The 24556-nt window shown below is 66.7% G+C and carries 25 protein-coding genes; 4 read left to right on the plus strand and 21 right to left on the minus strand.

The annotated features are described in order from the left end of the window. Positions 1-436 precede the first annotated feature (436 nt). The 10 genes from CK498_RS03805 to CK498_RS03850 form a co-directional block, all read right to left on the minus strand. Entirely contained in the window at positions 437-724 is a 288-nt protein-coding gene (locus CK498_RS03805; protein ID WP_095619506.1) for a hypothetical protein, read from the minus strand. Further along, the gene (locus CK498_RS03810) at positions 714-1007 is read right to left on the minus strand and encodes a BrnT family toxin (RefSeq protein ID WP_095619507.1); all 294 of its coding nucleotides are present in this window, start codon (positions 1005-1007) and stop codon (positions 714-716) included. The genes CK498_RS03805 and CK498_RS03810 overlap by 11 nt, the downstream gene beginning before the upstream one ends. 51 nt (positions 1008-1058) lie before the next feature. Further along, on the minus strand, positions 1059-1784 hold the full coding sequence (nanR, locus tag CK498_RS03815; protein WP_095619508.1) for a transcriptional regulator NanR: 726 nt from the start codon (positions 1782-1784) through the stop codon (positions 1059-1061). 104 nt (positions 1785-1888) lie between these two features. Next, positions 1889-2962 (minus strand): Ldh family oxidoreductase, encoded by a 1074-nt coding sequence (locus CK498_RS03820; protein WP_095619509.1) that lies wholly within the window; start codon positions 2960-2962, stop codon positions 1889-1891. A gap of 27 nt (positions 2963-2989) precedes the next feature. Then, positions 2990-4369, minus strand: a complete 1380-nt coding sequence (locus CK498_RS03825) for a TRAP transporter large permease (RefSeq protein WP_095619510.1) — start codon at positions 4367-4369, stop codon at positions 2990-2992. A gap of 47 nt (positions 4370-4416) precedes the next feature. Further along, positions 4417-4950: a TRAP transporter small permease gene (locus CK498_RS03830; RefSeq protein ID WP_095619511.1), complete on the minus strand. Its 534-nt coding sequence runs from the start codon at positions 4948-4950 to the stop codon at positions 4417-4419. Positions 4951-5016: 66 nt separating this feature from the next. Continuing rightward, positions 5017-6018 (minus strand): sialic acid TRAP transporter substrate-binding protein SiaP, encoded by a 1002-nt coding sequence (locus tag CK498_RS03835; RefSeq protein WP_095619512.1) that lies wholly within the window; start codon positions 6016-6018, stop codon positions 5017-5019. A gap of 115 nt (positions 6019-6133) precedes the next feature. Beyond that, a complete protein-coding gene (locus tag CK498_RS03840) occupies positions 6134-7312 on the minus strand; it encodes a four-carbon acid sugar kinase family protein (RefSeq protein WP_095619513.1) in 1179 nt (392 codons plus the stop codon). Beyond that, positions 7309-8331 carry a 4-hydroxythreonine-4-phosphate dehydrogenase PdxA gene (gene pdxA, locus CK498_RS03845; protein ID WP_095619514.1) on the minus strand — a complete coding sequence of 341 codons (1023 nt, stop codon included), beginning with the start codon at positions 8329-8331 and terminating at the stop codon, positions 7309-7311. Before pdxA ends, CK498_RS03840 begins: the two co-directional genes overlap by 4 nt. Continuing rightward, the gene (locus CK498_RS03850; protein WP_095619515.1) at positions 8328-9092 is read right to left on the minus strand and encodes an SDR family NAD(P)-dependent oxidoreductase; all 765 of its coding nucleotides are present in this window, start codon (positions 9090-9092) and stop codon (positions 8328-8330) included. Before CK498_RS03850 ends, pdxA begins: the two co-directional genes overlap by 4 nt. A gap of 165 nt (positions 9093-9257) precedes the next feature. Between CK498_RS03850 and CK498_RS03855 the strand changes: the two genes are divergently transcribed. Together CK498_RS03855 and CK498_RS03860 are read left to right on the plus strand one after the other, a co-directional pair. Continuing rightward, positions 9258-10421, plus strand: a complete 1164-nt coding sequence (locus CK498_RS03855; protein ID WP_095619516.1) for a fumarylacetoacetate hydrolase family protein — start codon at positions 9258-9260, stop codon at positions 10419-10421. 14 nt (positions 10422-10435) lie between these two features. Further along, positions 10436-11854, plus strand: coding sequence for an FAD-binding oxidoreductase (locus tag CK498_RS03860; RefSeq protein ID WP_095619517.1), 1419 nt, complete (start codon positions 10436-10438; stop codon positions 11852-11854). 16 nt (positions 11855-11870) lie between these two features. Here the strand turns inward: CK498_RS03860 and hpaI are convergent, their stop codons facing one another. The 6 genes from hpaI to CK498_RS03890 form a co-directional block, all read right to left on the minus strand. Then, a complete protein-coding gene (gene hpaI / locus CK498_RS03865) occupies positions 11871-12635 on the minus strand; it encodes a 4-hydroxy-2-oxoheptanedioate aldolase (protein ID WP_095619518.1) in 765 nt (254 codons plus the stop codon). 39 nt (positions 12636-12674) lie between these two features. Beyond that, positions 12675-13571: an NAD(P)-dependent oxidoreductase gene (locus CK498_RS03870; protein ID WP_176475699.1), complete on the minus strand. Its 897-nt coding sequence runs from the start codon at positions 13569-13571 to the stop codon at positions 12675-12677. Positions 13572-13763: 192 nt separating this feature from the next. Further along, positions 13764-15224 (minus strand): aldehyde dehydrogenase family protein, encoded by a 1461-nt coding sequence (locus tag CK498_RS03875; RefSeq protein WP_095619520.1) that lies wholly within the window; start codon positions 15222-15224, stop codon positions 13764-13766. Positions 15225-15236: 12 nt separating this feature from the next. Beyond that, the gene (locus CK498_RS03880) at positions 15237-16514 is read right to left on the minus strand and encodes a TRAP transporter large permease (protein ID WP_095619521.1); all 1278 of its coding nucleotides are present in this window, start codon (positions 16512-16514) and stop codon (positions 15237-15239) included. After that, entirely contained in the window at positions 16511-17086 is a 576-nt protein-coding gene (locus CK498_RS03885) for a TRAP transporter small permease (protein ID WP_095619522.1), read from the minus strand. Before CK498_RS03885 ends, CK498_RS03880 begins: the two co-directional genes overlap by 4 nt. A gap of 55 nt (positions 17087-17141) precedes the next feature. After that, a complete protein-coding gene (locus CK498_RS03890; protein ID WP_095619523.1) occupies positions 17142-18149 on the minus strand; it encodes a TRAP transporter substrate-binding protein in 1008 nt (335 codons plus the stop codon). Between CK498_RS03890 and CK498_RS26675 the strand changes: the two genes are divergently transcribed. Further along, entirely contained in the window at positions 18148-18282 is a 135-nt protein-coding gene (locus tag CK498_RS26675; RefSeq protein ID WP_267873729.1) for a hypothetical protein, read from the plus strand. The two genes, CK498_RS03890 and CK498_RS26675, sit on opposite strands and share 2 nt — an antisense overlap. Before the next feature lie 87 nt (positions 18283-18369). On the opposite strand, the gene denD is transcribed toward CK498_RS26675, so the two are convergent. From denD to ltnD, 5 genes are all read right to left on the minus strand, one after another. Continuing rightward, positions 18370-19332, minus strand: a complete 963-nt coding sequence (gene denD, locus CK498_RS03895; RefSeq protein ID WP_095619524.1) for a D-erythronate dehydrogenase — start codon at positions 19330-19332, stop codon at positions 18370-18372. A gap of 69 nt (positions 19333-19401) precedes the next feature. Then, positions 19402-20190 (minus strand): 2-oxo-tetronate isomerase, encoded by a 789-nt coding sequence (gene otnI, locus CK498_RS03900; protein ID WP_095619525.1) that lies wholly within the window; start codon positions 20188-20190, stop codon positions 19402-19404. 24 nt (positions 20191-20214) lie between these two features. Beyond that, the gene (otnC, locus tag CK498_RS03905) at positions 20215-20874 is read right to left on the minus strand and encodes a 3-oxo-tetronate 4-phosphate decarboxylase (RefSeq protein ID WP_095619526.1); all 660 of its coding nucleotides are present in this window, start codon (positions 20872-20874) and stop codon (positions 20215-20217) included. Beyond that, positions 20871-22184, minus strand: coding sequence for a 3-oxo-tetronate kinase (gene otnK, locus CK498_RS03910; protein WP_095619527.1), 1314 nt, complete (start codon positions 22182-22184; stop codon positions 20871-20873). Before otnK ends, otnC begins: the two co-directional genes overlap by 4 nt. Next, complete coding sequence (gene ltnD / locus CK498_RS03915) at positions 22181-23125, minus strand: L-threonate dehydrogenase (protein ID WP_095619528.1); 945 nt, start codon at positions 23123-23125, stop codon at positions 22181-22183. Before ltnD ends, otnK begins: the two co-directional genes overlap by 4 nt. A gap of 366 nt (positions 23126-23491) precedes the next feature. Between ltnD and CK498_RS03920 the strand changes: the two genes are divergently transcribed. Further along, positions 23492-24517 (plus strand): LacI family DNA-binding transcriptional regulator, encoded by a 1026-nt coding sequence (locus CK498_RS03920; RefSeq protein ID WP_095619529.1) that lies wholly within the window; start codon positions 23492-23494, stop codon positions 24515-24517. Positions 24518-24556: the final 39 nt, after the last annotated feature.

Raw genomic sequence — 24556 nt, forward strand, 5'->3', positions numbered from 1 at the left:
GCGAATTCATTCGCGATGGGGTTGCTCTACACCGGCAGCGCTACGCGCTGCATCGCGACTGAAGTCGCTCCCACACTGGGAGTCGTGCCTTTGGCATGGGTGGGAGGATATCCTGCAACACCGGGGGTGGCGCCAAGGCCAATGTAGGAGCGAATTCAATCGCGATGGGGTGGCTCTACCCCGGCAGCGCTGCGCGCTGTATCGCGACTGAAGTCGCTCCCACACTGGGAGTCGTGCCTTTGGCATGGGTGGGAGGATATCCTGCAACACCGGGAGTGGCGCCAAGACCAATGTAGGAGCGAATTCAATCGCGATGGGGTGGCTCTACACCGGCAGCGCTACGCGCTGCATCGCGACTGAAGTCGCTCCCACAGGGAATTGCGCCTCAGCTGGCGTCGCTGTCGGTAAGCCGCTTCTTCAACTGCGCTCGGTTACCTCAATGCGTCCTATCCATTTCGTACACCGCCTTCTCGATGACATCTGACGAGACGCCCTGTGCCCTTAGCGCCGCTACGAGCCGCTGTACGCCATCATCGAGAAATTGTGCTTCGTCGCGACGCAGCCCTTCGCTGACGTAGGCCTTAAGCAGCGTCTGATACCCTTGGAAACCTTTCAGGGGGGCGATCGCCTTCAACGACTCGACCACATCTACCGGGACTCTCAGAGTTACCGTCGTCATAGGACGGTCTTTACTCAAACGTGTCTTCAATTTGTCATCCAGCATAGATCGCCTCCTCTTTTCTCGTCGCACGGCGAGCTGACACGATACGGATACCCTCGTCTTCAAATTCGATAAATACCACGAACAGCAAACGGGTATATGCGTCAAAGCCAATCACGGCGTCACGGTCTTCTTCATTGCGCGAAGCATCTTGGAGCACCAAGAGCGGATCATCGAAAACTGTGACCGCTTCTTCAAAGCTGATGCCATGCTTGTGCAGATTCCGGGAAGCCTTACCACCATTCCAGAAAAATACCGTACCGCGCAGCTCAGAGCGAAAATCCATGCAGCCACCTTGTAAATACATTGTATTTACCAAAACAGTGAGCGACAAGTGTCATTCTTCGTCGCTCGAAAGCCGCTTCTTGAGCTGCATATAGGTGCCGTAGTGGCGGTCGAGGTGGCGGCGCATGGCGGCTTCGGCGGCGTCGGGGTCGCGGGACTCGATGGCTTCGACGATCTCGATATGCGCGGCCATGGCGGCCTTGTCTTCGTTTTTCTGCTGCAGCACCTGGGCGCGGCGGTCGTCGAGCCACTCGGAGAGCGATTCGTGGATGGCGTCGAAGATCGGGTTGCGGGCAATGTTCGCCAGCACCCCGTGGAAGGCGTTGTCGGAGCGCTTGAAGCGCGCTTCGTCGCCCACTGCGTCGCGGTTGTCGTCGAGCGCGGCGCGCAGCCGGGCGAGGTCCTCGTCGCTGGCATGCTGGGCGGCGTAGCGCGCCAGCGAGATCTCGAACATGGCGCGAGCTTCCTGAAAATATTGCTGCCCATCGGGCTTGGAGAGCAGCTGCCGAGTGACGCCGGAGAGCCGCGCCATCACCGCCTCGGCGGTGGGCCGGATGACCCGCGCCCGGGTACCGCTGTTGATGGCGATCAGCCCCAGTTGCTGAAGGTGGAACAGCGCTTCGCGTACTGCCGGCCGGCCGACGCCGAACTGCTCCATCAGCTCACGCTCTGAGGGCAGCTGGTCGTTCTCACTCAGGCGACCCTCGAGGATCTCAGCCTCGAGCTGCTCGGCAACCTGTTCGGACAGCGTCTTGCGCTCTACGCGGTACTTGCTCATCTACGTCCCTCTTGCTCTGCTTGGGCGCCCGCCACGTGCTGCGACGCCGACATGCCGACCATGTTACTGCATTATACCTGCAGCGGCAGCGCGACTGGACGTCGCTATAGCGGCGTCAGGGCACCGATCCCCAGGCGCTCGGCAAGCTCGGCATAGGCCTCACGATTGGCCGTGTCGAGGGGGATGCCCTCGGCGTCGCGCTGCGCCATGCAGCGCCACTCACGGTCGCCAGGCGCCAGCACCTCGGCGTCGGCCACGCCAGGCTGACTGCGCAGGTCGGCCAGGTAGTCGCCAAGGCGCTGCTGAAAGTGCTCGAGATCGATGAAACCGGCCGGATTGATGGCCAGGAAGAAGTGGCTGACGCCGCGCGGCGTGGCCATGTCGTCGCCGACCATGGGCAGCAGCCGAAAACCGTTGAGCATGCCGGATAGCGTCGAGCTGAGGATCTCGGCGAGACCGCCGAGGCCGGCGCCCTTGAAACCGAACTCGCTGCCCCCCAGCGGCAGCAGCGCGGCCACCTCGCCGGGCGTGCGGGTCACGCCGCCGGCGGCGTTCGCAGCGACCTGGTCGGGTAGCTGGCGGCCAATGGCGCCATACTGCTGGACGCGGTTCCAGGGAATCGAGCTGGTTGCCATATCGAACACGTAGGGGTTGCCTCCCACCACCGGCGCGGCGAAGGCAATCGGGTTGGTGCCGTGGAAGGCTCGCTCGCCGTGGTGCAGTAGCACGAAGGGATCGGAATTGCTCACCGTCAGCCCCAGCATGCCCTGCTCGGCAGCCGCCAGCGCATAGCAGCCGGCGGCACCGTAGTGCGAGGAGTTGGCCACTGCCACCGCGCCAATGCCCATCTCGCGGGCCATCTCCACGGCGTGGGCCATGGCGGTGTAGCCGGCCAGATGGCCGATGGCGTGATCGGCGTCGAGTTGGCCGGTGGCCGGCAGGCGCCGGGTGAACCGCAGCTGCGGCCGCGGGTTGATACGGCCGCCGGCGAGCTCCTCGAGATAGTGAGGCAGCAGGCGCAGGCCGTGGCTGTCGGTGCCCCAGCGCGAGGCGGTCACCAGCGCCCGGATCACCGCGTCACGGCTGGCGTCATCGGCCCCGCGCTGAGCCAGCGCCGCATCCATGAAGCGCTCCAGGTCATGGCGGGCCACGCGAATGGTGGTATAGGCATCAGTCATGGATCAGTGCATCCTCCGTTGCGTCGATCAGCGATAGATCAGGGTCGGTAACCACATCGAGATGGCAGGGATGAAGGTCACCAGCAGCAGGCAGAACACCAGCGGAATCAGGAATGGAATGGTGCCGCGCATGCAGCGCTCGAAGCTGACGTTGGCGACCCGCGATAGCACGTAGAGCACCATGCCCACCGGCGGCGTCAGCAGGCCGATCATCAGGTTGAGCACCATGATCACGCCGAAATGCACCGGATCGACGCCCACCGCCATGGCCAGCGGTAGCAGTACCGGTACCAGGATGGTGATGGCGGCGATGGTCTCCATAAAGCAGCCGACGATGATCAGTACGATATTGGTCATCATCAAGACTGCTACCTTGCTGTCGGCAAAGGGGCCCAGTAGCGCAATGACGTTCTGCGTGACCTGATTGCTGGTCAGAATCCAGGCGAAGATCGACGCGGCCGAGACGATGAACAGAATCACCGCCGTGGTTTCGATGGTCTCCATGCTGACCCTGAGCAGCTTGCGCCAGGTCAGCGTCCGATAGACCACCACACCGAGCAACAGCGCATAGAATACCGCCGCGACCGCTGCCTCGGTGGGCGTGAAAGCACCGCTGATGATACCGCCGACGATGATCACCGGCGTCAGCAGTGACAGGAAGGCCTGGGCGAACGTACGCCCCAGTACGCTGAACGAGAACACGGTATCGCGCTGATAGCCCCGGCGCCGCGAGATCAGGAAGATCATCAGCATCAGCATGGCGCCCATCAGCAGCCCGGGAATCAACCCAGCGGCGAACAGCTGGCCCACTGAGGCCGAGGCCATCACGCCATAGATCACCATCGGCAGGCTGGGCGGGATGATCGGCCCGATGGTCGACGAGGCGGCGGTGATACCCACCGCGAACTCCTCGTCGTAGCCGGCGTCCTTCATCGCCTTGACTTCGATCATGCCAAGGCCGCCGGCGTCGGCCACCGCCGCACCTGACATGCCCGAGAAGACGATACTCGCACCGACGTTGACATGGCCCAGGCCACCGCGCATCCAGCCCATTAGCGCCTTGGCAAAATTGAAAATGCGCTCGGTGATGCCGGCATTGTTCATCAGGCTACCGGCGAAGATGAAGAACGGGATGGCCAGCAGCGGGAAGCTGTCGATACCGTTGATCATGCGGTGGGCAATCACAACGTTGGGCACCTGCCCGGTGATCAGCACGAACAGCAGGCAGGACCCCGCCAGGCTGACCGCGATCGGCACACCCAGCACCAGCATGCTGAACAGCGAGAAGAACAGAAATGCCAGATGGTAGCCCATCACCGCCAGGATGATGCAGCCGAGTACGGCCAGCAGAGACAGCGACGGGGTCACGATGGGCTTGTGCCAACGCATCACGGAGAGTCGGGACATGCATGGCCTCTTGCAACGTTGTCGTTATTCACGGTCGCCAGACCCGGCTATGGCCGGTACGGCTCGGAAAGGTAGTGCTTCACCATGCGCTGGACGCCACGCAGGGCCATCATCACGAAGGCCCCGCAGACGGCGTAATAGAGCACGCTTTTGGGGACATCCACCGAGATCATCATGCCCCCGGTTCGCCCCGCCAGTTGGTAGGTGATCCAGGCCAGCGTCATGAAGAACAGGACACACCCCAGGTCGACCAATATGTTGAGTATTCTGACAAGCCAGGACGGCATGTAGTGATAGAAGAACTCCACCATGATGTGGCTGCCCTTGCGCACGGCCATGACACTGCCGATGAAGCCAACCAGTATCAGCAGGTAGCGTGCTATTTCTTCTGTCCAGGTGGTGGAATCGCCCAGGACATAGCGGGTGAAGAACTGCAGGAATACGACGAAGATCAGCGCCCAGAACACCACCAGGGTGATGTAGTCTTCGACGCTGTGATCGGCGAAGCGGAAATTGTCATCGTCCTCGAAGGCAGATTCGAAATCGATGACGGGCCCCTGCCCCTCGGGTTTATTCGACATGGCATGCCTCCTTGCCTGTTCCACCCGGCATGCCGGGCGGAACAGGTGGTCGGGATCATCGCGAGCTTACTGACCGATTGCCTGCAAGCGGTCGTAGGTCTCTTCATCCCAGGTAGCCGCCTCGCCGAGGTGATGCGGCATCACCACGTCACGGAAGGGGGTACGATCCACTTCGTTGACGGTAGTGCCCTGCTCCTCGAACCAGGCGACCAGGTCCTGCTCGGACTGTACGATCTCCTCGGTGTTGTTCCTTGCCGCCTCCTCGAAGACCTCGCGGAAGATCTCGCGATCCTCCTCGGACAGACTGTTCCAGCGCGGGCCACCGACGATGGTGATCAACGAATCGGTGATGTGCCCGGTCAGATTGATGTAGTCCTGAACCTCGTGAAACGCCTTGGCACGAATGGTCGGCAGCGGGTTCTCCTGAGCATCTACCACGCCCTGCTGCAACGCCAGGTAGACTTCGTCGAAGGCGATCGGGGTCGGGTTGGCACCGGCCGCCCGCGGGAACATCATGTACAGCGGCGCATTGGGCACACGGATGCGCAGGTTCTCCATGTCCTCGGGCACGTTGATCGGGTCGTTGGAGGTGACGTGGCGCTCGCCGTAGTAGTTGAGCGCGATCGGCACGTTGCCGGTGGCGCCCTGGTAACCCTCGGAGATCTCCTGGAAGAGGTCGCTGTCGGCGTAGGCCTGCCAGTGATCGAAATCACGGAACATGTAGGCGGCCCCGGCGATGCCCATTGGCCCGTAGGAGCGACCGGCAAACTGGGTCCCCGTATAGATCACATCCACGGTGCCCAACTCTAGTCCCTCGTTGATGTCCTCCTCTTTGCCCAGCGACGAGGCGGGATGGACCTGCATGGTGTAGCGCCCCTCGGTGCGCTCCTCGATCTCGTCGGCGGCCCACTCGGCCCACTTGTGGAAGGGCTCGGAGGTCTCGTAAACATGAGCGAAGCGCAGGTTTTCCTGGGCGTAGGCGGCGCCGGCCAGGCTCACCCCAACCGCCAGCAGCGAGAGCGAGAACCAGCGTGCGAGAGGAAGATGGCGTTGTGTCTTGTTATCCATGGGTGTGCTCCTAGTCGTTGTTTTAGCCTAGCGTTAGTGTTGTGCTGTATACGTATCATACCACCCAGCTTGAAACTAGCCGCTCACTGGTCACCGCGCAACCTCTGCAGCGCGACTATCGACTAACGGCGTAGTGTCGCGCCCCCAGCATGCTACGGTGCAGTTCGACCAACAGCTGTGGGTCGCCAAAACCGCCGGCCTTGGTGACCACCGGACGCCCGGGATCGCCGTCGCACAGCCCCACCACCACGCCTGGCGACCACTCTGCCGAAACCGTCAGGTAGCGAGCACCGAGCCGCGTCAAAATGGCCAGTGCCGTATCGCCGCCGGTGGCGAACAGCAGGCCCGTCGGATAGGCCGCTAGCCATGCGGCGACGCCCTCCGCCAGGGCTTGGGCCACCTGCGCTGCATCGCGCTGCCCGCCGCGTTCCGGGCGTAGCAGCAGCCGCGCCGGTAGCGCTGGCGTATTGCACAGCTGTTCGGGTGTGAGCGCGGCGAGGTCGGGGGCGTGGCCGAGCAGTTGCCGGCACTGCGCATCACTGCGCGGCGCCCGCGAGCCGACCACATACAGCTGGGCCTGACGCGCGGCGATGGCCTGACACCCGCCCTGCAGGCGACCGAACAGGCGCTGGGCGACGGCACTGGCCAGGCCCGCCGCCCCGGCCAGGCAGAACCCGCCGCCAGCGCGCACCACGCCATCGTAGAGCATGGCAAGCTCACCTTCACTGCGGCTATCCACCACCGCATCGCACTTCGCGAGGGTTATCCCGGGCTGCGCCACGACCCGTTCGAGTGGCAGCCCCTCCGCGGCAAAGGCCTCATCTATCGGCCCTAGTAGCGGGGGCGAGCGGGCATCGAGGCGATAGTCACTGTCGGCCAGGCGCACGCCGTCTACCCACACCTCTGCGGCGCGCACCTCGCGATGCTGGGTCGGCACCGCCGGCGCCAGCAGCAGCGGCAGCCCCAGGGCCTGCCTGAGCGCCTGGCACTCGGCGACCACCTGGCCGCGCAGGGTGGAATCGACCTTCTTGAACCACAGTCCGGGCGCCAGCGGGCGCAGTGCCTCGAAGGCAGCCGTGACCCGCTCAGCGGCGGCCTCGGCCGGCAGGTGGCGCGATTCGGTGTTGATCGCCACCACCTCGGGCGGTGCGCCCTGCCACTCGGCCAGCAGCCCGGGCAGCGCGTCCACGGCGACCACCACCCGGGCGTCTGCACCGCGAGCGGCAAAGGGCGCACAGGCGTCCAGGGCGCCGGTGAGGTCGTCGGCGATGATCGCTAGCCGGCAGCGGCTCACACCATGCCTCCCGCCACCAGGCGCTGGGCATAGGCCAGTGCCGACCCCAGGTTGGTGGCGTCGGCGCGCCCCTGCCAGGCGATATCGAAGGCGGTGCCGTGGTCTACCGAGGTGCGCTGGATCGGCAGGCCCAGGCTGACGTTGACGGTGGTATCGAAGGCGATCAGCTTGACCGGAATATGCCCCTGGTCGTGGTACTGCGCCACTACCAGGTCGAACTCGCCGCGGCTGGCGCGGTAGAACACCGTGTCGGCGGAGATCGGCCCCTGCACGTCGAAGCCCGCCTCGCGCAGGGCCCCTACCGCCGGCGCGATGCAGCGCTCGTCCTCGTCGCCGAAGATACCGCCTTCACCGCAATGTGGGTTCAAGCCGGCCACGGCGATGCGCGGCTGGGCCAGGCCCAGCGCCTCGAGGTGGGCGTGCCCTGCCTCGACGGTGGCGATGATGCGTTCGGGCGTGACTCGGTCGATGGCATCGCGCAGCGAGACGTGGGTCGAGACGTGCAGCGTGGAGAGTGTCTCGGATGCCAGCAGCATGAACGACGACGGCGCACCGGTGAGCGACGCCAGCATGCCGGTATGGCCGTCGTAGTCGTGGCCGGCGGCGTGCAGCGCCGCCTTGTTGAGCGGTGCGGTGACGATCACCCCGGCGTGCCGCGCCTGGACCAGCTGCACCGCACGCTCGACGCAGCGAAACGCCATGTCGCCGGCGGCGGCACTGATCTTGCCATCGGGGATCTCGCCCCCTACCGGCGCCTCCACCGCGGCCACCGCCACCCCCTGGTCGGGAAGCGCATCGCCGGGCGACCAGGGCATCAGCGCCAGCGGCGCCTCGATCAGCGCCGCGGCACGGCGAAAGATCGCCGGATCCCCCACCAGCAGCGTCTGGCGGCGTGTCTCCTCGGTCATTCCAGCCAGCGCCCGGCAGATGATCTCCGGCCCGATGCCGGCCGGGTCGCCCATGGTGATGGCGGTGGCGAACGGGGGCGCTGCAGCACCCGCTGTCTGGGATTCACTCATGGCATTAATTGCCCTCCGTTGACCTCGATGACTTGCCCGGTGACATAGCCGCTCAGCGCTTCGCTACCTAGGAACAGATAGGCGCCGACGCACTCGTCGGCGGTCCCCAGTCGTCCCATGGGAATACTCGCCCGAGCCGCCGCCATGTGCGCGTCGTTGGAGTGGCGGACGTGAAAGTCGGTGGCGATGGTGCCAGGTGCCACGGCATTGACGCGGATACCCTCGGCGGCGAGCTCCTTGGCCATGTTGCGCGTCAAGGTACTCACGAAGCCCTTGGCCGAGGCATAAAGGCCGGCGCCGGGGCCGCCGCCGTTGCGGGCGGCAATGGAGGTGGTATGAATGATATTGCCGCCCCCCGCACGACGAAGATGTGGCAGCGCCGCCTGGGAGGCCATCACCACCGACCGCACGTTGAGGTCCATGACCTGGTCGTAGCGGTCGTCGTCGATCTCTTCCAGCGCCACGCGGCCCAGCATGTCCCCGGCATTGTTGATCAGCACATCAAGACCGCCCAGTTGTTCGGCGGCCTGGTCGACCACCCGCTTTACCTCCGCCGAGCGGCTGAGGTCACCCTTCAGGGCTAGCCCTTCGCCGCCCGCCGCGCGGATCGCATCGACAACCTGCTCGGCCCCTTCAGCACTAGCGTGGTAGTGCACCCCGACCCTGGCCCCCAGCCGGCCCAGCTGCAGCGCCACGGCCGCACCGATGCCACGGCTGGCGCCGGTGATCAGTACACGCTTACCTTTCCATTCGTCGAACATGACATCACTCCCCGGGCCTTGCGATCATGTCTGTAGATGCGCTACGCCCTATCGATATGGTGAATTACGCTGTTATAGTATTGGCATACCTTTCATACAAGACGACATCAATAACATGATAGGCGATGACCGGCCAGCCGCCAGCTCGCCGCCAAGGGAGACATCATGACCAGCCACCGTACATCCAATCTGCTGCCCCACGACCTCGACCGCGCGCTGCTGGTTGGCCGCGCCTGGCGCGATGCGCCGCAGCCGCGCCCGGTACTGATCACGCTGCGTGATGGCGAGGCGATCGACATCAGCCACCTGGGGCCAACCATGGCCGACCTGCTGGAGCGCGACGATCTGGTCGAGGCGCTGCGCGGCGCCGAGGGCGATTCGCTGGGTAGCGTCGAGACGCTGCTCGACAACTCGCTGGCCGAACCGCAGCGCGTGCCCTTCCTGCTCGCCCCCTGTGACGTCCAGGCGGTCAAGGCGTGCGGGGTGACCTTCGCAGTGAGCCTGATGGAGCGGGTCATCGAGGAGCAGGCCGGCGGCGACCCGGGGCGTGCCAACACCCTGCGCGCTGAGCTGCAATCACTGATCGGCAGCGACCTGTCGCAGATAGTGCCAGGCTCCGACGAGGCCATGGCACTCAAGCGCGAACTCCAGGCCCGCGGCGGCTGGTCGCAGTACATGGAGGTCGGCATCGGCCCCGACGCCGAGGTGTTCTCCAAGGCGCCGCCGCTCTCCTCGGTGGGCTTCGGGACCACCGTGGGCCTGCACCCCGCCTCGCAGTGGAACAACCCCGAGCCGGAGATCGTGCTGGCGGTGGACAGCCGCGGCGAGGTCAAGGGCGCGACCCTGGGCAACGACGTCAACCTGCGCGACGTCGAGGGTCGCAGCGCCCTGCTGCTGGGCAAGGCCAAGGACAACAATGCCTCCAGTGCCATCGGCCCGTTCATTCGCGTGTTCGACGACACCTTCGGCATCGACGACGTGCGCCACGCCAAGGTCTCGCTGCGCATCGAGGGGCAGGACGACGACTTCCTGCTCGAGGGCGAGAGCGACATGGCCGAGATCAGCCGCGACCCGCTGGACCTGGTGGGCCAGACCATCGGCGCCCACCACCAGTACCCGGATGGCGTGATGCTCTACCTGGGCACCATGTTCTCGCCGATCCAGGACCGCGACGGCCAGGGCCAGGGCTTCACCCACCACCTCGGCGACCTGGTCACCATTGCCACCCCAACACTGGGTGCGCTGGTCAACCGGGTCGGACGCAGCGACCAGCTACCGCCCTGGACCTACGGCATTCGCCAGCTGATGCGCGACCTCAGCCAGGGTTAAGGAGGCAGATATTGATGAGCACCGATACGCTACTCGATGCCCTGCATGAGCGACTCGGTGGGCGCGGCCTGCTGCGCGACCCTGCCGACATGGCCCGCTACGGCGTCGACTGGGCCGGCGAGCGGCTCGGCCAGCCGCTAGCGGTGGCCCGCCCGGCCTCTACCGCGGAGGTGTCGGCCACCGTCATGCTGTGCCGCGAGCACGGCGTGGCCATGACGCCCCAGGGCGGCCATAGCGGGCTGGTGGCGGGTGCCCTGCCCGCCGCAGACGGTGGCGAACTGGTAATCAGTCTGGAGCGCATGGACCGGGTGCGCGAGATCGACCCGATCAACTTCAGCATGGTCGTCGACGCCGGCTGTATCCTCGACAACGTCAAGCAGGCGGCGGCCGAGCACGACTGCGACTTCCCGCTGTCGCTGGGTGCCCAGGGCAGCTGCCAGATCGGCGGCAATATCGCCACCAACGCTGGCGGCCTCAACGTGCTGCGCTACGGCATGATGCGCGAGCTGGTGCTGGGGCTCGAAGTGGTACTGCCCGACGGGCGCATCTGGAACGGCCTCAAGGCGCTACACAAGGACAACCGCGGCTACCCGCTGCAGCAGCTGCTGCTGGGCAGCGAGGGCACCCTGGGCATCGTCACCGCGGCGGTACTCAAGCTCTCGCCGCGCCAGACCCAGAGCCGTACGGCGCTGCTCGGCCTGCCCTCGGTAGAGGCGGTGATTGCGCTCTACGGACTGGCACGCCGCGACTGCAGCGACCTGCTCAGTGCCTTCGAGCTGATTCCGCGGCGCTGTATCGAGCTGGCCATGGAGGCCACGCCGACGCTCAGCGACCCGCTCGACGACGCCTACCCCTGGTACGTGCTGATGGAGGTGGCCGCCAGCGGCCCGCTTGACCTCGGCGCGATGCTCGAGCACCTGCTCGAACAGGGCATGGAGCGCGAGCTGGTGCTGGACGGTGCGCTGGCGGCGAGCGACGCCCAGGCCCAGCAACTGTGGCAGTTTCGCGAGAGCATGCTGGAGGGCCAGCGGCGCCGCGGCGAGCACCTGCGTACCGATATCGCGATGCCGATATCGGCGATTCCGGCCTTCGTCGAGCGCGCCTCAACGGCGATCATGGCGGCGTCGCCGGCCTGCGAGATCATCGCCTACGGCCACGTCGGTGACGGCAACCTGCACTTCAATATCCTGCCACCCACCACGCTTGCCGATGCCGACAAGCACGCCCACCTGCATGAGCTGGAGGCGCTGCTGTTCGAGGTAGTGGATGAGGTCGACGGCAGCATCAGCGCCGAGCACGGCATCGGCCGCACCAAGCAGGCCGCCTACCTGGCGCGGCTCTCGCCGCTGGAACGCGAGCTGGCAGATGGCATCAAGACGCTGTTCGATCCCGCGCATGCCATGAACCCAGGGCGCATTCTGCCCCGGCCGTAAGGGCTGAGCGCAACGCTCAACGGGTGCTGAAACGCCCCGCTAGGCCACGCAGCGCGTCGACGAACAGCACGCTGTCGACGCCCACGCCGACGAAGCTGCAGCCGGCATCGAGGTAGCGCCGCGCCTCGGCTTCGTCGACGGTGACGATACCCGCCGCCTTGCCGGCGGCGCGGATACGCCGCACCCCATCGTCAATCGCCGCCACCACCTCGGGGTGGCCCAGGTCGCCGAGATGCCCCATCGCCGCGGAGAGATCCGCCGGCCCGATAAAGACCCCGTCGACGCCCTCCACCGCGGCAATCGCCTCGAGGTTCTCCACGCCGCGCAGGGTCTCGACCTGCACCAGCAGGCACATCTGGCGGTTGGCCTGCTGCAGGTAGTCGGGCACCTGCCCCCAGCGCGCCGCGCGCGACAGCACATGACCCACGCCGCGCATGCCCTCAGGAGGATAGCGCATCGCCGCCACCAGGGCGGCGGCCTGCTCCGCCGACTCGACCATCGGCACCAGCAGATTCTGTACGCCGATATCCAGGTAGCGCTTGATCAACACCGGGTCGCCCACCGGCGGCCGCACCACCGGGACGCTGGTATAAGGCGCCATGGCCTGCAGCTGGGCGAGCAGGCTGGATACGTCGTTGGGGGCGTGCTCGGCGTCGAGCAGCAGCCAGTCGAAGCCCGCGGTAGCGGCCATCTCGGCGACGTAGGGGCTGGCCATGCCCAGCCAGATGCCGGTCTGCGGCTGGCCGGCCAGCAGCCGTGTCTTGAAGACGTTTTCCTGCATCACGCTTCCCTCTTGTAGACGCTTGTCTTGGCGACGAGGCTAGCGGCGGCGCTCGAGCTCGCCAATCACCTCCGGCACCGTCAGCGCCGGGTCGTCGATGCTCTGATAGAGGGCGTGTACCGCTGCGGCGACGCCACGCTCGACCCCCAGCTCGTCGGTCATGGTGTGGTAGTAGCCGAGATCCTTGCTGGCGTTGGCGACGCTGAAGCGGAAGCCGCCCGGGTCACCGTCGGCGATGAACGGCCGCAGGCGCTCGAACACCACCCCGCCGCCGCCGCCCTTGCCGAGTACCTCGAGCAGCGCCACATCGTCGATGCCGGCGCGCCGCGAGGCCGCCGCGGCCTCGGCGAGCACCGCCGAGAAGCCCAGCGAGACGAAGTTGTGCAGCAGCTTGAGCGTATGACCGGCGCTGACGTCGCCGGCGTGGGCGATGTTCTCGGCGAAGCACGCCAGCACCGGGCGCAGCTCATCGAACAGCGCCTGGGGCGCGCCGACGATCAGGTTGAGACGCCCCTCCTCGGCCTCCTTGGGGGTACGGGTCATGGCGGCATCCATAAAACGCCCTTGTGCCTCGCTGACGCGCTTCGCCACCCGCTGGGTGGCGCTGGGCAGCGCCGTGGAGCAATCCACCACCACCGCCCCGGGCACCAGCCCCTCCAGCACGCCGCCGGGCTCGAACAGCACCGCCTCGACCTGCGGCGAGCCGGTCACGCATAGCAGCACCAGCTCGGCGCCCTCGGCCACCTCGCGGGCGCTGGCGCGGGACTCGGCCCCCGCCGCCAGCAGGTCGTCCACCGGCTGGTTGCCGGGGTGGTCGAGAAAGGTCAACGAATGCCCGGCCTTGAGCAGGTTACTGGCGATGCCATGGCCCATCAGCCCGACGCCGACCATGCCAATGCGAAACACTCGATCTGACGCTTCAGGGGAGTGACTCATATGCGGCCTCCAAAACAAGATAACGGTATAAATAGCCAGGTTTTGTCCGTAAAGGCAGCGAGCGAAGGTCAGACAAGGCAAAAATCGGCGAAGACGGACCGGGCTCGCGCGCGAGTTTACGCGGTGTAAATGAGTACTTTGAGCCGATTTTTAACGCCGTATGACCAAGCGCAGCCAGTTTACGGATAAAACCTAGTCATGCTGGATCGCCACGGTCTTGATCCGCGTATAGCTGCGCAGGCCCTCGAAGCCCTTCTCGCGGCCGTGGCCGGAGCGCCCCACGCCGCCGAAGGGCAGCTCGATACCGCCGCCGGCGCCGTAGTTGTTGACGAATACCTGGCCGCTGCGGATGCCCCGCGCCAGGCGCAGCTGGCGCCCGCCGTCGCGGGTCCAGACCCCGGCACACAGGCCGAAGTCGGTGGCGTTGGCCAGGCGCAGCGCCTCGGCCTCGTCGTCGAAGAGCTGCACCGCCAGCACCGGGCCGAACAGCTCCTCGTTGAGCACGGCGTGGCCGTCGGGGATCCCGGTAAGTAGCTGCGGCACCACGAAGTGCCCCTCCTTCGATGCGCCCTCGGCCAGCCTACCACGTGCCGCGATGCGAATGCCGTCGGCCTCGGCGGCGGCCAGGCGCGCTTCTAGCCGCGACTTCTGGCGGGCATTGATCAGCGGCCCGCAATCGGCATCGGCCTCGCCAGCGTCGCAGCGCAGCGCGGCGAAGCGCTCCACCAGGCGCCCGGTGAAGGCCTCGGCGATCTCGCGCTGGACCAGCAGCCGGCTGCCTGCCGAGCAGGTCTGACCGGCGTTCTGGATGATCCCGCGCACCACGGTATCGAAAGCGGCATCGAGGTCGGCATCGGCGAACACGATCTGCGGCGACTTGCCGCCCAGCTCCAGGGTCACCGGCACATGGTGCACTGCTGCCGCCTGGGCCACCTGGGTGCCGGTCTCCGGCGAGCCGGTAAAGGAGAGATGGTCGATGCCCGGATGCGTGGCCAGCGCGGCGCCGGCCTCGCGACCCAGACCCGGCACCACGTTGAGCGCCCCGGCAGGCAGGCCATGCTGGGTCGCTAGTTCGGCCAGGCGCAGCACGCTCAGGCAGGCGTCTTCGGCAGGCTTGAGCACCACCGTGTTACCGGTGGCCAGCGCCGCCGCCACGCAGCGGCCGAAGATCTGCGCCGGGTAGTTCCAGGGGATGATCTGGGCGCACACGCCGTAGGGCTCGCGCAGGGTCATCACCGTGAAGCCGGTCTCATAGGGGATGGTCTCGCCGTGGAGCTTGTCGGCGCCGCCGCCGTAGAAGCGGAAGTAGCGTGCACAGGCGCTGATGTCGGCGCGGGCCTGGGTCAGCGGCTTGCCGGTGTCGAGGCACTCCAGCGCCGCCAGCTGGGCGTGGTCGGCCTCGATGGCCGCGGCCATGGCCAGCAACCAGGCGCCGCGGTCGCGGGTACTCCAGCGTGACCAGTCGCCGAGCTCACCTTCGAAGGCGCGGCGCGCGGCACTCACCGCCGCATCCACTTCCGCCGCCTGGCCGCGCGCAATGCGGGTAGTGACGCGGCCACTGGCCGGGGCTTCCATATCCAGCAGCGCCTGGGTGGCCTGCCATTCGCCGCCGATCAGCGCCGCCTGGGGCGGCATTTGCGGTGTCTCTGACATCGTCTTGCTCCTTTATCCATATACCAGGGTCACCAGACCCATGGAGATCCATGGCAGGTAAGTAATCAGCATCAGGCAGGCCAGCACCACCAGCACGAAACGCAGTAGCCATGGCAGCATCTGGTCGATCGAGATCTTGGCCACCGCACAGGCGGCAAACAGGTTGACGCCCAGCGGAGGGGTGATCATGCCCAGCGCCAGGTTGACCACCATCACCAGCCCGAAGTGCACCGGGTGAACGCCGAACTGCATGGCGATCGGCGTGAGGATCGGTGCCAGCACCAGGATCGCCGCCGAGGTCTCGATGAACATGCCCACTACCAGCAGCAGCGCATTGACCACCAGCAGGAACATCAGCGGGTCATCGATGGTGGCGGTCACCGCATTGGCGATCTGCGCCGGCAGGCCGATACGGCTGAGCAGAAAGCTGAACAGCGAGGCGGCGGCGATGATCAGCATCACCGCGGCGGTAGAGATGACGCTCTGGCGCAGGATCGGCACCATATCGGCGAGCTTCAGTTCACGGTAGTAGAAGCCCCCCACGATCAGCGCGTAGAACACCGCCACCGCCGAAGCCTCGGTGGGCGTGAACACGCCGCCGTAGATGCCGCCGATGACCACCACCGGCATCAGCATCGCCGCCCAGGCGCGCTGGAAGGAGGAGACGAAGCCGGTGCTGTCCTTGTGGTCCTCCTTGCCGAAACCGCGCGCCTTGCAGAACAAGTAGAGGAACAGGATCAGCGCCCCGCCGATCAGGAACCCCGGCCCCACCCCGGCCAGGAACAGCTGGCCAATGGAGGTATCGGTACTGACGCCGTAGAGGATCAGCGGGATCGACGGCGGAATCAGTACCCCGAGCTCCGCCGAGGAGGCCTGGATCGAGGCCGCCAGCGGCTTGGGGTAGCCGTGCTTGACCATCGCCGGGATCAGGATCGCACCAATGGCGAAGGTGGTCGCCACGCTGGAGCCGGACACCGCGGCGAACATCATGCAGGTCAGCACGCAGGACATCGCCAACCCGCCCTGGACCTTACCGACGATCGACTTGGCCAGGTCGACCAGGCGCTGGGAGATCCCCCCGGCGGCCATCAGGTTGCCGGCCAGGATGAAGAACGGGATGGCCATCAGCGGGAACTTGTCGATGCCGATGAACATCTGCTGCGGCACCAGCAGCAGCGGCAGTCGGGTGAAGAATTCGATGCCGATGATCGACGCCAGCATGATCGAGATGGCGATCGGCACGCCGAAGGCGAACAGGATCAGCAGCGAGAGTCCGATGACCAGGTTCATGAGCGTGAGCCTCCCTTGTCGTCATCGGCGAGGTCGTGCTGGACCTGCTGCAGCTCGACCTCGGGGCTGACCTCGCTGTTGTCGGGCCCCACCGGCTCGCGCCCGCTGAGTTGGGCGAACAGCCGCGCCAGCGCCGCGACGATGGCGAACGCCGACCCGGTAGGGATCGCCGCGTAGGCGTAGGACATCGAGATATTCATCCCCGACATGGTCTGGTTGCTGACGCGTCCGGTCATCTGGATGCCGAAATGGATCAGCACCCCCAGCACCAGCAGGCAGCACAGCACGATAGCGGTCTCCAGCCATAGCGCAAAACGCTGCGGCACGATCTTGTAGATCGCCTCCACGGCCATCATGTAGCCGCCGCGAAACGTCGCCGCAGCGGCCATGAACACGCACCAGATCATCGCCGCCCGCGAGGCGACTTCGGTCCAGGTCGAGGGGGCGTTGAACACGAAGCGCGTCAACACCTGATAGAAACTGAGCGTCACCGAGATCACCAGCATGACGATGGCGATGGCCATCGCCAGACGCGTCAACTGGCGCTCGAAGCGCAGGAATGCAGCGAGCATAGTATCACCAAGAGCGAAGATGCCCCCGGCGTGGGCCGGGGGCTAGCGGGTCGAATCAGCAGCTGGCGGCTTGTTCCTGGATGCGCTCCAGCATCTCGCTGCCATGCTCAGCGGTGAAGATCTCGTAGGCCGGCTCTACGGCGTCCTGGAAGGGGCCGATATCGATGTCGGTCTTGACCGTCATGCCGTTCTCTTCGAGCAACGCGACACCCTCCTCCTCGAGGCGCGAGACTTCTTGGCGAGTGGCTTGTGCCGAGGCGCGGGCGGCTTCGTGGAACCACTCACGCTCCTCGTCACTCAAGCCGTCGAGCAGGATCGGCGAGCCAAGCACCGCAGCGGGCGAATAGACATGGCCGGTCAGCGACAGGTAGTCCTGCACTTCCCAGAAGTTGGTGGCCACGATTACTGTGATGGGGTTCTCCTGACCGTCCACGGTGCCCTGCTGCAGGGCGGTGAACAGCTCGGGGAAGGCCATTGGCGTGGGCCGCGCGCCCATCTGGCGGAAGGCCTCCTGGTGGACTTCGTTCTCCATGGTGCGCACCCGCAGGCCTTCGGCGTCGGCCGGCGAGGCGATCTCGCGGCTGCTGTTGGTCATGTGGCGGAAGCCGTTCTCGGACCAGGCCAGGCCGACCAGGTCATGCTCGCCCATCTTGGCCAGCAGTTCGTCGCCCAGGTCGCTGTCGAGCACGCAGCGCGCCTGGTCGTAGTCTTCGAACAGGAACGGCAGGTCGAGCACGTAGGTCTCGGGCACGAAGTTGCCGAGCGGCCCGGTGGAGGTGATCACGATGTCCACGGTGCCGATCTGCAGGCCCTCGATCATCTCGCGCTCACCGCCCAGCGAGCCGGAGGTGTGCTCGGTGACGGTGAAGGCGCCATCGGAGAGCTCTTCGAGGGTCTCCTTGAAGGCTTGGGCCCCTACCGCATAGTGGGAGTTGGAGGAGAGTGTATGGCCGAGGCTGACCTCGGTGGCGGCCTGGGCCTGCAGGGCCATGCCGGCCAGGCCGAGGGTGACGGCACCGCCGATGGCGGTGACCAGGGGACGACGAGCTAGGCGTGTTGTCATGTGGCATTCCTCTATTGTTGTCGATACGGCGCTTGGCGCCGTGCCATTGATGACGCATCAGGTGCGTCGCTTGCTCATGGGCTGCCAACGCTCGGGACTGTTCCGGCGGCAGGCCTGCGAGGAGGCGCTGTAAACCATCCCTGGGCGCTACCGATGCCATCCATGGCATCGAAACCTCCTCTTCGGCCTGCCCCCGGCGTCCCTCGCTATGCGCCCGGGCTCAGTAATGTTCTGCCACGAACGCATCGATGATCTGCGTGAAGTCGTCGTCGCCGGCGAAGCCCAAGCGGTCGGCCTTGGCGGTGTCGAAGCGCGCCGGCCAGCTGGCGATGATCGCCGCGATGCGCGGGTCGGGTGCGTGGCGCACCCGCGCCACGGCCTCGTCACCGGCGGCCTGGCCCAGCGCAGCGAGCATCTCGGCGACGCTCACGGTGATTCCCGGCAGCATGAAGGCGCGGAACTTGCCCAGCGCCTCGCCGTCTACCTCGGCACCGTGCACCAGCGCCTCGACCACCTTGCCCGGCGACATCACGAACAGCGGCTGCTCACGTGGTACCGGGCAGATCGCTTCCTCACCGTTCAACGGCTCGCGCAGGATGCTCGAGGCGAAGCTCGACGCCGCGGCGTTGGGCCGGCCGGGGCGGATCACGATGGTCGGCAGGCGCAGCACCCGGCCGTCGACCAGGCCGCGGCGGCTGTAGTCGTTGATCAACAGCTCGCACATCGCCTTCTGCGCGCCGTAGGAGTTCTGCGGCTGCAGCGCGGTCATGTCGTCGAGGGTCTCGGGCAGGTCGCCGCCGTAGGCGGCCACCGAGCTTGCCATCACCAGCCGCGTGGCGCTCAGTTCACGGGCGCGGCAGCCTTCCAGCAGCGCCCGGGTGGCGTCGAAGTTCACCGCCATGCCGAGGTCGAGGTCTGCCTCGGCGGCGGAGCTCACCACCGCCGCCAGGTGGTAGATGACGTCGGGGCGGCCGTCGAGCACGCTGTCCCAGGCGCCGGGGGCGGTGATATCCAACGCGTGGCTATCGAAGGCGATGCCCGCAGCGTCGGGGACCGCGGCCTCGCTCTGATCAACCAGGGTGAAGCGGCTGATCGGCTGGCCGCACAGCTCACCGCGGTCGACCAGTCGGTGCAGCAGGCGCTGGCCGAGGAAGCCGGCAGCACCGGTAATCAGGATATGCATATCAGTTGGCGTCCTCTTGTTCTTGAAATCCGTTCTTTAAATCCGTGGTTGTGGTGTCGAGGCATTAGCTCAGCCGGGGAGTAGCCCGAACCTGCGTCCCCAATCCAGGCCCTGGCGAGTATCGTCGACCGGTCGATACTCGCAGCCGATCCAGCCGGTGTAGCCCAACGCCTCGAGGCGCTCGAACAGCGCCGGATAGTGCACCTCGCCGACGTCGGGCTCGTGGCGCTCCGGCACCCCGGCGATCTGCACGTGGCCGATGGCGGCGAACTGCCGCTCGAGATGGCGCGTCAGGTCACCGTCCATGATCTGACAGTGGTAAAGATCGAACTGCAGGCGCAGGTTGGGCTCGCCGACCTCTTCGAGCACCGCCATGGCCTGGGCCTGGCGGGACAGAAAGAAGCCCGGCATGTCGCGGGTGTTGATCGGCTCGATGAGCAGCTCGCGGCCTGACTTGGCAGCCTCGCGGGCGGCGAAGCGCAGATTGTCGATATAGGTGGCGTGGTGGGCGGCGCGGTCGGCATCCGCCGGCAGCACACCGGCCATGGCGTGCACCCGCGGGCAGCCCAGCGCCTCTGCGTAGCGCAGCGCCTCGCCAACGGAGTCGCGGAACTCCCCTTCGCGCCCCGGCAGGCTCGCCAGGCCGCGCTCGCCGGCCGCCCAGTCACCCGGCGGCAGGTTGAACAGCACCTGCTCGAGGCCGTGTTCGTCCAGCAAGCCGCGCAGGGTGTCGGGGGCATGCTCATAGGGGAACAGGTACTCGACCCCGCGGAAGCCCGCCTGGGCAGCCGCCGCAAAGCGGTCGAGGAAGTCGTGCTCGTTGAATAGCATGCTGAGATTGGCGGCCAGTCGAATCATCGTGGGTATCCAGTTTGGTTCACATCAATCACGCGGGAAGCGCACCTCGAGTTCGGCGACCTGCTCCGGCGTCAAGGCTCGCGGGTTCTCGCCGCGCAGCAGCAGGAACAGCTTGGCGGTCTCCTCGAGCTCCTCGGTAGCGTAGACCGCCGCTTCGAGGTTCTTGCCGGCCACCACCGGGCCGTGATTGGCCAGCAGCACCGCGCTGTGCTGGCCGGCCAGGCCGCGCACCGCATCGCCCAGCGTCGGGTCGCCGGGCACGTGGTAAGGCACCAGCGGCAGGCGGCCGACCCTCATCACATAGTAGGCGGTAAGCGGTGGAATGCAGTCGCAGGGGTCGATGCCCGGCAGGCAGGAGACCGCCACCGAATGGGTCGAGTGAAGGTGCACGATGGCCCCGGAGCGCGGGCGCTCGGCGTACATCGCCATGTGCAGAAAACTCTCCTTGGTCGGCTTGTCGCCGTCGAGCAGGCGGCCGTCGCCATCAAGGCGCGAGATACGCGCCGGATCCAGCCGCCCCAGGCAGGCGTTGGTCGGCGTCATCAGCCAGCCGCCATCCTCGAGACGCACGCTGATGTTGCCGCTGGAGCCCATGGTCAGGCCGCGGTCGAACAGCGACTGGCCGAGGGTGGCGATCTGCTCGCGCAGCTGGTTTTCCTGGCGGGAGGCGTTGCCACTGCTCATGTCCTGCCCTCCCCGGTCAGTTCATCCAGCACCGTGAAGGCGCGGGTGAAGAAGTCCTCGCCGCCGAAATTGCCCGACTTGAGCGCCAGCGACAGCGGCGCCTGGCCCTGCCGCGGCGCCTGGGTCCAGGGCACGCCGGGGTCGATCTGGCCGCCGATGCGCAGCTGGCGAATGCCCAGCGCCGACACCACTGCACCGGAACTCTCGCCGCCGGCCACCACCAGGCGCCCGACGCCTTCATCGACCAGGGTGCTGGCCAGCTGGCCCAGGGCCTGCTCGACCAGCTCGCCGGCGCGGGCCACGCCCAGCGCCTGCTGGGCGGCCTTGACCCGTTCGGGGTCAGCGGAGGCGTAGACCAGTACCGGGCCGCCGCTGGCGAGGTGCTCGCGGGCAAAGGCCAGGGCGGCATCGAGATGCGCCCCGCCTTCGGCGAGCTGCAGAGGGTCGAGGGCCATGCCGGGGTGATGCGCGAGGAACTCGGCCACCTGGCCCAGGGTCGCCCGCGAGCAGCTGCCCGAGAGCACCAAGGCGCCACCCGTGGAGGCATCCAACCGCCCCGGCTCGGCCACCTCGGCCAGCCAGCCGCGGCGGCGATACTCGGCCGGCAGCGCCTGGCCGAGGCCGGAGCCACCGGTGACCAGCGGCAAGTCGACCACCGCCTCGGCCAGCACTTCTAGGTCGTGCTCGTCGAGGCTGTCGCAGATCACGTGGCGTACGCCATCCGCCGCCAGGGCGTCGAGATGCGCGCGGGTGGCGTCACCGCCCTGGGCCAGCACTGGCCGGGCAGCCAGGCCCACCGGGTGCGGCGTCTGGCGACCCAGCACCCTGACCAGGTCGGCATCGGTCATGGGGTTGAGCGGGTGGTGCTGCATGCCGCTGTCGTTGAGCAGCCGGTCACCGACGAACAGGTGGCCCTGGTAGACACTGCGGCCGTTGACGGGAAAGGCCGGCACCATCACCGTCTGACTCCCCTGAAGACGCTCCAGTAGCGCATCGGCCACCGGACCGATATTGCCAGCGTCGGTGGAGTCGAAGGTGGAGCAGTACTTGAAGAAGATCTGCCGCGCACCACGCGCCTCGAGCCATTCCAGCGCCGCCAGGGAGTCGGCCACCGCGTCCTGCGCCGGACAAGAGCGCGACTTGAGCGCCACCACCACCGCATCGACGTGGGTATCGATAGCGCCCAGCGCGATGGCCTCATCGGGCACGCCGATCAGTTGCACGCAGCGCATGCCAGCGCGCACCAGGTTGTTGGCGAGATCCGTGGCACCGGTGAAGTCGTCGGCGATGGCCCCAAGTACCAGGCTCATGGGTCACCTCCGGCGTCGGCATCGTTGGCCGCCTGGGGCAGGTCGATGCCCGACAGGCGCTGGTAGACCTTGATCACTGCCGCGTCGTCCTCGCGGCCGAAGCCGGCGCCCTTGGCGGCGGTGAACTGCTGCAGGGCACTGGCCGCCACCGGGGTGGGCATGGCCAGCTCGCGTCCGGTCTGGTGCACGATATTGAGATCCTTGACGAAGATATCCACCGCAGAGAGCGGCGTGTAGTCGCCCTCGAGAATGTGTGGCACGCGGTTCTCGAACATCCAGGAGTTGCCCGCCGAGTGGGTAATGACGTCATAGACGGTGTCGGGGGCGAGACCCATGCGGATGCCCAGCGCCATTGCCTCGGCGGCGGTGGCGATATGCACCCCGGCAAGCAGCTGATTGACCAGCTTCATGCTCGAGCCAACGCCGGGCTCGTCGCCCAGGCGATAGACGGTCGCGGCCATGGCGTCGAGCACCGGCTGGGCCTTGTCGAAGGCGGCGGCGTCACCGGACGCCATCACCGAGAGATCACCGCTGCGCGCCTTTCCGGCACCGCCGCTGACCGGGGCATCGAGCATCGCAAGCCCCGCGCCGGCCAGCCGCTCGCCGAGGCCACGGGCCTGGCTGGGCGCCACGGTGGCACACTGGAGGACCAGGCTACCCGGCGCCAGCTTGCCGACCAGGCCCTGCTCGCCGAACAGCACCTGCTCGACTTGCTCGCCGTTGACCACCAGCAGCACCACGATATCGCAGTCGGCCAACTCCCCCGGTGTGGCTACGCTGTTGCCGCCGTGAGCCACGAAGGCATCTCGGGCATCCGCCGAGACGTCGCAGCCGGTCACGGTCAGGCCCCGCTGGTGAAGTGCCAGCGCCGTGCCCATGCCCATGGCGCCCAGGCCGACGACGCCGACGTGCGGAGCTGTTCTCTTACTGGTCTGGCTCACCGGTTACTCTCCCCTTGCCGAGGTATGGGTCCACGCTTGATCTGCTCGTGCCGAATGGGCCATCGCTTCAGCGAGGGACGCCGGGGGCAGGCCGAAGAGGAGGTTTGCGCCATGGATGGCGCAAGGTAGCGCCCAGGGACGGGTTTACAGCGCCTCCTCGCAGGCCTGCCGCCGGATCAGTCCCGAGCGGTGCCGCTGCCATGCGCTTGCTCGGCTCAACGATTGCACCGCTCTTTCGCGATGACTGCTCTTTCGCGATGACTGCTATCCAGCGAAGACGTCTGGTAGCGCTGTTATGTTAGCGCTAACATCCTTTTTAGTAGAGACCATCGCCATCAGCAAGACAGGTTTGCAAGGACACGACCAATGTCTAAGTCATCTCCCCCGCGTCGAAGACGCGGCTCGGCGCGCACCACCCTGAGCCAGGTCGCCGATGTCGCCGGCGTCTCGGCGATCACCGTATCGCGGGCGCTCAACGCACCGGAGCGGGTCAACGCCGAGACCCGCCGGCATATCCTCGCCACCGTCGAGCGGCTCGGCTATGTGCCTAACCTGGTCGCCGGCAGCCTGGCCTCGGCCAGCTCGCGCTTTATCGCGGTGATCGTGCCGTCGCTGGCCAATGCGGTATTCATCGAGGTGATCCAGGGCCTGCAGGAGACCTTCGAGGCCGAGGGCTACCAGATCCTGCTCGGCAACACCGACTACGACCTCGACCGCGAGGCTCAGCTGGTGCGCACCTTCCTGGGCTGGTCATGCTCGGCGCTGGTCACCGCCGGGCTGCGCCACAGCGACGCCTGCCGCAGCCTGCTGAGCCAGTGGGACAAGCCGATCATGGAGATGATGGAGCTGGGCGAGGCGCTGGACCTCAATGTGGGGCTGGATCACAGCGAGGCCGGGCGCTGCATGGCCCGCCACCTGCTGACGCGCGGCTATCGCCAGATCGTCTACGTCGCTGGGCGCATGGCCGAGGACTACCGCGCCGGGCTGCGCTACGCCGGCCATCGCGAGATACTCGAGGGCGAGGGGCTGGCAGCGCCGCTGCTCGACCTCGCCCACCTCGGCAGCCTGGAAGCGGGCGCCGCGGCCCTGGAGCGCGTACTCGAGACCCACCCCCGCGCCGACGCCATTCACTTCGCCAACGACGACCTGGCCACCGGCGCCCTGCTCCACGCCCAGCGCCTCGGCCTTGGCGTACCCAAGGACATCGCCATTGCCGGCTTCAACGGCCTGCCGCTGGGCCAGCATGTAACGCCGAGGCTGACCACCATCCGCTCGCCGCGCCAGCATATGGGCCAACTGGCCGCCCAGCGGCTGCTGGCGCGCCTGCAGGGAGACGTGGTGTCACGCCGCCAGGACGTGGGCTTTGAACTGCTGCCCGGCGACAGCAGTTAGTACGCGCGGGGTAGCGCGCAAAAAAACGCCGCCTCCCGA

This window comes from Halomonas salipaludis (assembly GCF_002286975.1).
GTDB lineage: Bacteria > Pseudomonadota > Gammaproteobacteria > Pseudomonadales > Halomonadaceae > Franzmannia > Franzmannia salipaludis.

Bases quoted from the DNA above. Each gene is read 5' to 3' on its own strand.
- CK498_RS03805 (WP_095619506.1), bottom strand. From the start codon at position 724: ATGCTGGATGACAAATTGAAGACACGTTTGAGTAAAGACCGTCCTATG.
- CK498_RS03810 (WP_095619507.1), bottom strand. From the start codon at position 1,007: ATGGATTTTCGCTCTGAGCTGCGCGGTACGGTATTTTTCTGGAATGGT.
- nanR (WP_095619508.1), bottom strand. From the start codon at position 1,784: ATGAGCAAGTACCGCGTAGAGCGCAAGACGCTGTCCGAACAGGTTGCC.
- CK498_RS03820 (WP_095619509.1), bottom strand. From the start codon at position 2,962: ATGACTGATGCCTATACCACCATTCGCGTGGCCCGCCATGACCTGGAG.
- CK498_RS03825 (WP_095619510.1), bottom strand. From the start codon at position 4,369: ATGTCCCGACTCTCCGTGATGCGTTGGCACAAGCCCATCGTGACCCCG.
- CK498_RS03830 (WP_095619511.1), bottom strand. From the start codon at position 4,950: ATGTCGAATAAACCCGAGGGGCAGGGGCCCGTCATCGATTTCGAATCT.
- CK498_RS03835 (WP_095619512.1), bottom strand. From the start codon at position 6,018: ATGGATAACAAGACACAACGCCATCTTCCTCTCGCACGCTGGTTCTCG.
- pdxA (WP_095619514.1), bottom strand. From the start codon at position 8,331: ATGAGTGAATCCCAGACAGCGGGTGCTGCAGCGCCCCCGTTCGCCACC.
- CK498_RS03850 (WP_095619515.1), bottom strand. From the start codon at position 9,092: ATGTTCGACGAATGGAAAGGTAAGCGTGTACTGATCACCGGCGCCAGC.
- CK498_RS03855 (WP_095619516.1), top strand. From the start codon at position 9,258: ATGACCAGCCACCGTACATCCAATCTGCTGCCCCACGACCTCGACCGC.
- CK498_RS03860 (WP_095619517.1), top strand. From the start codon at position 10,436: ATGAGCACCGATACGCTACTCGATGCCCTGCATGAGCGACTCGGTGGG.
- hpaI (WP_095619518.1), bottom strand. From the start codon at position 12,635: ATGCAGGAAAACGTCTTCAAGACACGGCTGCTGGCCGGCCAGCCGCAG.
- CK498_RS03870 (WP_176475699.1), bottom strand. From the start codon at position 13,571: ATGAGTCACTCCCCTGAAGCGTCAGATCGAGTGTTTCGCATTGGCATG.
- CK498_RS03875 (WP_095619520.1), bottom strand. From the start codon at position 15,224: ATGTCAGAGACACCGCAAATGCCGCCCCAGGCGGCGCTGATCGGCGGC.
- CK498_RS03880 (WP_095619521.1), bottom strand. From the start codon at position 16,514: ATGAACCTGGTCATCGGACTCTCGCTGCTGATCCTGTTCGCCTTCGGC.
- CK498_RS03885 (WP_095619522.1), bottom strand. From the start codon at position 17,086: ATGCTCGCTGCATTCCTGCGCTTCGAGCGCCAGTTGACGCGTCTGGCG.
- CK498_RS26675 (WP_267873729.1), top strand. From the start codon at position 18,148: ATGTGGCATTCCTCTATTGTTGTCGATACGGCGCTTGGCGCCGTGCCA.
- CK498_RS03890 (WP_095619523.1), bottom strand. From the start codon at position 18,149: ATGACAACACGCCTAGCTCGTCGTCCCCTGGTCACCGCCATCGGCGGT.
- denD (WP_095619524.1), bottom strand. From the start codon at position 19,332: ATGCATATCCTGATTACCGGTGCTGCCGGCTTCCTCGGCCAGCGCCTG.
- otnI (WP_095619525.1), bottom strand. From the start codon at position 20,190: ATGATTCGACTGGCCGCCAATCTCAGCATGCTATTCAACGAGCACGAC.
- otnC (WP_095619526.1), bottom strand. From the start codon at position 20,874: ATGAGCAGTGGCAACGCCTCCCGCCAGGAAAACCAGCTGCGCGAGCAG.
- otnK (WP_095619527.1), bottom strand. From the start codon at position 22,184: ATGAGCCTGGTACTTGGGGCCATCGCCGACGACTTCACCGGTGCCACG.
- CK498_RS03920 (WP_095619529.1), top strand. From the start codon at position 23,492: ATGTCTAAGTCATCTCCCCCGCGTCGAAGACGCGGCTCGGCGCGCACC.